This window comes from Candidatus Nanopelagicales bacterium, from assembly GCA_018003655.1.
Classification (GTDB): domain Bacteria; phylum Actinomycetota; class Actinomycetes; order S36-B12; family UBA10799; genus JAGNDY01.
The window spans coordinates 1-5,984 of record JAGNDY010000101.1; the positions used below are offsets into that span (position 1 = coordinate 1).

The following is a 5,984-nucleotide window of genomic DNA, read 5'->3' on the forward strand; positions in this document are numbered from 1 at the left end:
ACTTGTAATCGGGCGGTTAGGGGTTCAAGTCCCCTCGTCGGCCCTCTTGTGTGTAAAGGTTCGGTTGATGCTTGACATTGTGGCTTCGGCTGAGTCTTTACACGTTTCCGGTTGATGCTTGTCGCCGGTTTCGGTTGATGCTTGACACTCTCGATCCATGCTTGTGGAGGTTCCCCCGCGTTGCTGGGCACTGTGGAGTTCCCTCGTTCACGCGAGCTGCGATCGCGGTGTTGCACGCTCGAAGTTCCTGATCTTTGCGTGATTACTACCGGATAGCCCAAAGCAATCAGGTGTAAGCCTTCCGTAGAGCTTGTGGGCGGTGGGATGGTTGTCGTATGACCTCAGCTAGTGCGCGCGCATGCATTGCACCCTGCGCCATCCCACTCCTACTAGTAGGTCTTTCGGCGTGCGGGGGTGCGACCACCAGCAGTCAGACGCCGGACACACCACCAGCCAGTACCGCGATTAGTTCGCCGTCATCGTCTTCGTCGGTCTCGGCGGCAACCTATTGCGCGCCCTTGGCCGCAGCGTACAAAGTCAAGCCGCCCTCGGGAGTGGCACTCAGTGCTGCGCAGCTTGCCGATTTGGCCAAGTTCGGCAAGCTGTTGGGATCCGCCGCGGATGCTGCAACTGCTGACGGAAAGCCCGAGATTGCCAAATTACTCACGGTCCTGGGAACCATGAATACCGACCCAACTTCAGTCACGGCCCAGCAAGCTGGGGAAGCGGCTAAGGAGACCGTCAAGCTCGCCCCGACTATCAAGGCGGACTGCAAAATCAACATCCTGGAGTAGGCGCGACCAGCAACTAATCCGAATTGGATGTACTCAAGCACCCGACGCAAAAGGCATCAGCAGCGCTGGCTGCGCGGGTTATGAGTGGGATGCGGGTCAACGCAGCGCCCACGACCTTGCGGGGTCTGCCAGGAACGCGACCGTTGTGCGAATGGTCTGGGTGAGGTGAATCCGACCGTCATCGCCGATGCAGTGGCTGAGCCGCTGCGCTGCCAGTTTTTGTACCTCCGCCACCTTCTCGGCTGGGACCGCCTGCCACATTGCTCGCTGGCCGACCGACATGGTCCACGTGCGCCAATGATCGGCATCCGCGAACACCACGCCGACTTCGGCATGCCACGTCTGGACATCCGTGAAGCCAGCTTGCCGGAACAGATCCTCGACGCCCGCGTCCGATCCAAACGGCCCAGTGGCTCCGCTCGTGCGGGCATCGAGCATCTTGGCAGGCAAATACGGGGTGAACACGGAGTCGACGTCTTCCCAGCGCGGGTCGCGGTCGCCAAAGGTCGTGATACCCACTCGCCCGTCAGGCCTGAGCAACCTGCGCCACGCGCGCAGCGCCCTCACGGGGTCAGGAAGAAAGAACAAGACAAGCGAAGAAGCGACCGCGTCGAAGGGCGCAGCGGCGAGTTGCGGATTCTGCGCATCCATTTCCAGGAGTTCCACCTGCGTCAGTCCGGCCTTGTCCAGGGTCGTGCGCGCCTCGGCCAGCATTCCCGGTGAGACGTCGATGCCCATCAGGCGCGCATTCGGACCTGCGCGTTCAGCGGCACTGATAAGAACCCGGCCCTTGCCGCAGCCGATGTCGAGGAGGGACTCGCCGCGGGTCGGCGCCAACCTCCCAACCAGTTCGTCGGCGATGGGGCCGAAGAAGTCAACTCCCACCTCGTCGTACGACGTTGCGAGGCCATCAAACAAGCTCGCAATCTGGACGACCGCGTCGTCACGGGGTTGATTCACGCAAGCAGACTAGTTCTTCGAGTTCCGGTCGTCACCTTCCACGCGAGTGAGCGACCTCTGGCAGGTTCCTCGAGACTGACTACCCCTAGCCAACGGGTGCAGGGTCGTTTTGCTGCGCCCAGATGTCGACGACGTACCGGCCATCGGCCTTCGCCTGCTGAAGCCAGTCGTCAGTTGCCGAATTCGTGGGTGCCGAGCCAGCTGTCCGCAGCTTGATCATCGTCTGTTCAATGTCGCGATAGAACTGGTCGGCATCGCCACACACCAAGACTTTGGCGTCGGCGTCGAGCAGTGGATTGAGCACGTCTGCTTGCTCCACCATGACGTCCTCGACATGCTGCGCGTCGCGACCGGGTTCGTGGGAGAAAGCTGGGAAGTACCGCAGCCAGCCCTGCTCGACCCAACGGTCAATTTCGTCCCCGTAGATGGTGTCGTGGTCGCTTCGCCGACACCCGCGAAGGAGCACCACTGGTGGCGTGGTGGCGCCGGCGTCGTGAGCAGCGCCCAGATGTTGCAGGAACCCTCGAAACGGCGCGATTCCCGTTCCGGCGCAGATCATGACGACCGCCTTGGCGTCATCTTCCGGCAGAGCGAACCCGGGCCCCGGTCGCTTGATCTTCATGAAGAACTGCGCATCGGCGGGCATCTCAGCCAGGTAGGTCGAGCAGATGCCGTGGAACGTTCCTGAGCCAGCCAATGCCGGGCGCTCAAGCACCCCCACCGTCAAACTGGCTCGCCGCGAACCTGGAGTCGGGGCGCTGGAGATCGAGTAGGTTCGCGGTTTGATAGCACTGAACGCCTGTTCCAAGTGGGCGACCGGAAGTGGCTCGCTCGGTGGAAACTGCGTGGCCAGGTCGATCAACGACAGGTGCTTGTCGAGGACCCGAGTCTGATACGAATCGTCGTCCTTGATCAATGCCATGAGTTCGTCACGGTGACCGTCGCTATCGACGTACTGGGCGAGTAGTTCGACCCCCGCGCGTCGGGCAGGCTCGTTCAGCTGAAATCGGGTGCGAAGCAACTCCGCAGCACTCACCAATTCGGGTTCCCGCTTGTCCTGATCCGCGGGGTAGTGCAGGCGCAGCAGAGCCCCGGGCTCAATCCCGAACAGCTTGGCAGCGGCACGTACTGAACCCTCACGATTCGCTGCCAGTACCAACATGTGGTCCCCCGCTTGATACTCGACGTCCGCAGGGAGATCAACCTCAAGATGCATGGTCGAGTACTCGGAATGATCCGAACCCCAGTGTCGCTGCAACTCAGCGCTACTCACCAGGGTCGCCAGGCTGAGGTCAAGATCGCTGGCGAGCTGGTCGGGATTCGGGCCGGCAACCAGAGTGGCACCTGCATCGGTGTGTTCCCCGCCAGCTGGAGCGATCAGTGCCCACAAACCGGCGGTCCAATCGTTGAACGCGGAGTCGAAGTCGCCAGACGAATCCGCCGAGCCGCGGTCCACAACTCGGTTCGCACCGGCTGCCGCCAGTTCCGCGTCCAACAGGGTCGGCACGGCCTGGTAGGTGTCAGTCCAATGACGGTCGCCACAGCCGAAAACTGCGAAGTCGGTCCCCCGCAGGGAGTCGGTCGGGACACTCTTCAGCCACGTCACGAATTCACCGCCCGTGGTGGCTGGCTGCCCGTTGTACGACGCGGCAATGATGACGTTGAGATGATCCCGATCGAGATTGCCGACCGCATCATTGAGCACGCCCAATCGTGCTTCGAAGCCATGGTCGCGGGCGCCGGAGGCTATCCGGCGTGCAAGCGACAACGCCGTACCGCCATCCGAGGCATGCCACACAACCAATGTCTGTGTGCCCGACTGATCGGCGCTGGCACTGGAACTGGTCGCTGTTCCATCGGCCGAGGTATCCGTCCCGGCTGCAGTGTCCGTCCCGACTGCGGTGTCCGGCCCGACTGCGGTGTGAGAGTCAGTGGACGACAGGTCACTCTCGGCGGGTTCGGGATTCCGGGTCGCTTCCGGCCTGAATGTCGCATCCATCGGCGCGCGACCCGGACGCGGCGTGAACCGCAGCGTGTAGGGCTTGGGTTTGAGAGTCAGTGACACGCCGAACTCCAGCGGTTCACTCGGCGCGCTCAGATCGAAGCGTTGAATCAAGGTCGCCAGCGCGGTCTGCAGTTCGGTCATTGCCAACAGACGCCCGATGCACGCCCGCGCACCGGTGCTGAATGGCTTGTAGGAACCTGGCGGCAGGGACGCCTCCATCTCAGGACTCCACCGATCCACATCGAACTCATCCGGTCGATCCCACACGGTTGGGTCGCGATGAACGCTCGGCAGGAAGACGACGACGGTCATGTCAGGAGTGACCTCATACTGTCCCCCAATGACGGTTGTCTCGCGCGCACTCCTCGTGAAGGCCAGCGCAGATGGATACACGCGCATCGTCTCCTTCACGAGTCCGTCAATCAGCGTGAGTTTGCCGACCTCCTCCACGGTCGGCAGTCGGTTTGAGTCGGCGCCCAACACCTCATCGATCTGAGCGCGGATTCGCGCGAACAGGTCAGGTTTCGATGCGACCACGTGCAGCGCGGTCGTCAGAATGTTGTGAGGTCCCTCTTGGCCTGCGCCCAGCAGCGTCAAGAGCTCGTAGCGGATCTCAAGATCTGACATGAAATCGCCGGTCTGCGGATCAGGCGTTCGCAGCATGTGTCCCAGCAGATCAGTGCTCTCGTTGCCAACACCCAAAGCTCGTCGGGCGGCAATCAGTTGGTCGGCGAAATCGTGCATCGCAGCGATGTCTTTGCTGATCTGACGGTTGGCGTGGACGTCGAACTTCATGACCTCCGATGGCAGAAGTCGACGCAGAACAAGTTGGTGAACCACGCGCGTGGCGGTGGTGACGAAGATGGGTGAATCGTCGGAGTAGAACGCGCCGAGGTTCTGCGAGAGGGCGTACTGGCTCATGATCTCAAAGAACAGGGTGCCGGCCATCTTGGCGACCTGGATGTCCTTGCCCTTGTCCGTGCTTTCAAGTCGCATCGCCAACTGCGCGCACCCATCGATACTCGCGTCGTAGAGTTCATTGAGCGACGTTGGTGAGAACGCGTTGGACAGAATCCGATGGCCTCGTCCCCAAGCCGGCTCGTCGTTGTAGGCGCTGATGAGGCCCGTCCCGAGAAAACCCCGCAGAGTTGCGGTCTGGTTCCCCTTCGTACTGTCGCCGGCCGAACCGAACGCGGCCGCGCCGGCCTTCTCAAACCGACTCTCGTCGCACACTTCGGCTGTCAAGGCGGCGGTCGTGACAATCAGATTGGTCGCATCGTAGCTACTGATCGGGGTGTTCTCGCGCCCTAGCTTCAAGCCGTATTGGTAAAGGTCCGTCTTGGCCGCCCGCCGGCCCTCCATGATTGAGAAGCCTTCGATGGGTGGGATCGGGGTCAGGTCGGCCATGGCGAGCTCCAGTCACGTCTTTCGTAAGAGTGATCGCCTCAACTTCGGGGGCCGGAGCAAGGCACATAGGACTATGGTCCTATCTATCAAAATTGTTCAAGCGTTGGAACCATTGGTGGAAGCGGCAGCATGAAGCACTCACCCGTTCGATACGTCAAGGCCAGTGTGGCAATCAGCGCTTACGGAAGTGCGCTCGCGATGTTCGCGCTGGCGTGGCTGTCGTACCAGATATCGGGATCTCTGCTTATCTCAATCTTGGTGCTCTCCGCCGGAGCACTGCCATCCCTGGTGCTCATGAAAACAAGCGCAGAGATCACCCAGCGTTTCGATGTCCGGGTCCTCTGCGCGAATCTGCTCTGGATCAAGGTGGGCGTTTTTGTCCTGCTCGCCCTACTGATTCAGCTTGGGTACATCTCAGTCTGGCTCCTGCTGATCGGGGCGCTGTTCGTCGGAGTCTTGATCGCGCTCTTCACGCCGTCCTACAACTTGATCTTGCGTTCAGTCGCTCCACCCGGTCAACTCGACAAGTTGGATGCCTCCCTGGCGACCTGGGTTGCGGGAGCCACCATTATTGGGCTGATCAGCGGGGGGCTACTGATGAACACCCTCGGAGCTCCAGCGGTCTTTCTCATCAACTCGTCGACGTACTTGCCGATGATTTTCGTCTTCATGCGCCTCCCGGCTGTGGATACCAAGAAGCCGATCGATCACGACTCAGAGATGGGTCTACGGGCAACTATCGGGCTCATCTCCGGTACTTCTCTGCTTCGCAGGGTCGTGCTCTTCACTGTGATCTTTCAACTGCTCGCTTGGCCCCT

The 5,984-nt window shown here is 61.1% G+C and carries 4 protein-coding genes; 2 read left to right on the forward strand and 2 right to left on the reverse strand.

The features are described 5' to 3' along the window. Positions 1–518 precede the first annotated feature (518 nt). Positions 519–794 carry a hypothetical protein gene (locus KAZ48_10285; GenBank protein MBP7973178.1) on the forward strand — a complete coding sequence of 92 codons (276 nt, stop codon included), beginning with the start codon at positions 519–521 and terminating at the stop codon, positions 792–794. 96 nt (positions 795–890) lie between these two features. Here the strand turns inward: KAZ48_10285 and KAZ48_10290 are convergent, their stop codons facing one another. Beyond that, a complete protein-coding gene (locus KAZ48_10290) occupies positions 891–1,754 on the reverse strand; it encodes a methyltransferase domain-containing protein (protein MBP7973179.1) in 864 nt (287 codons plus the stop codon). Positions 1,755–1,839: 85 nt separating this feature from the next. Continuing rightward, the gene (locus tag KAZ48_10295; GenBank protein MBP7973180.1) at positions 1,840–5,166 is read right to left on the reverse strand and encodes a cytochrome P450; all 3,327 of its coding nucleotides are present in this window, start codon (positions 5,164–5,166) and stop codon (positions 1,840–1,842) included. A gap of 129 nt (positions 5,167–5,295) precedes the next feature. Between KAZ48_10295 and KAZ48_10300 the strand changes: the two genes are divergently transcribed. Continuing rightward, positions 5,296–5,984 (forward strand): MFS transporter (locus KAZ48_10300; protein MBP7973181.1); only part of this gene is annotated, 689 nt, incomplete at its 3' end.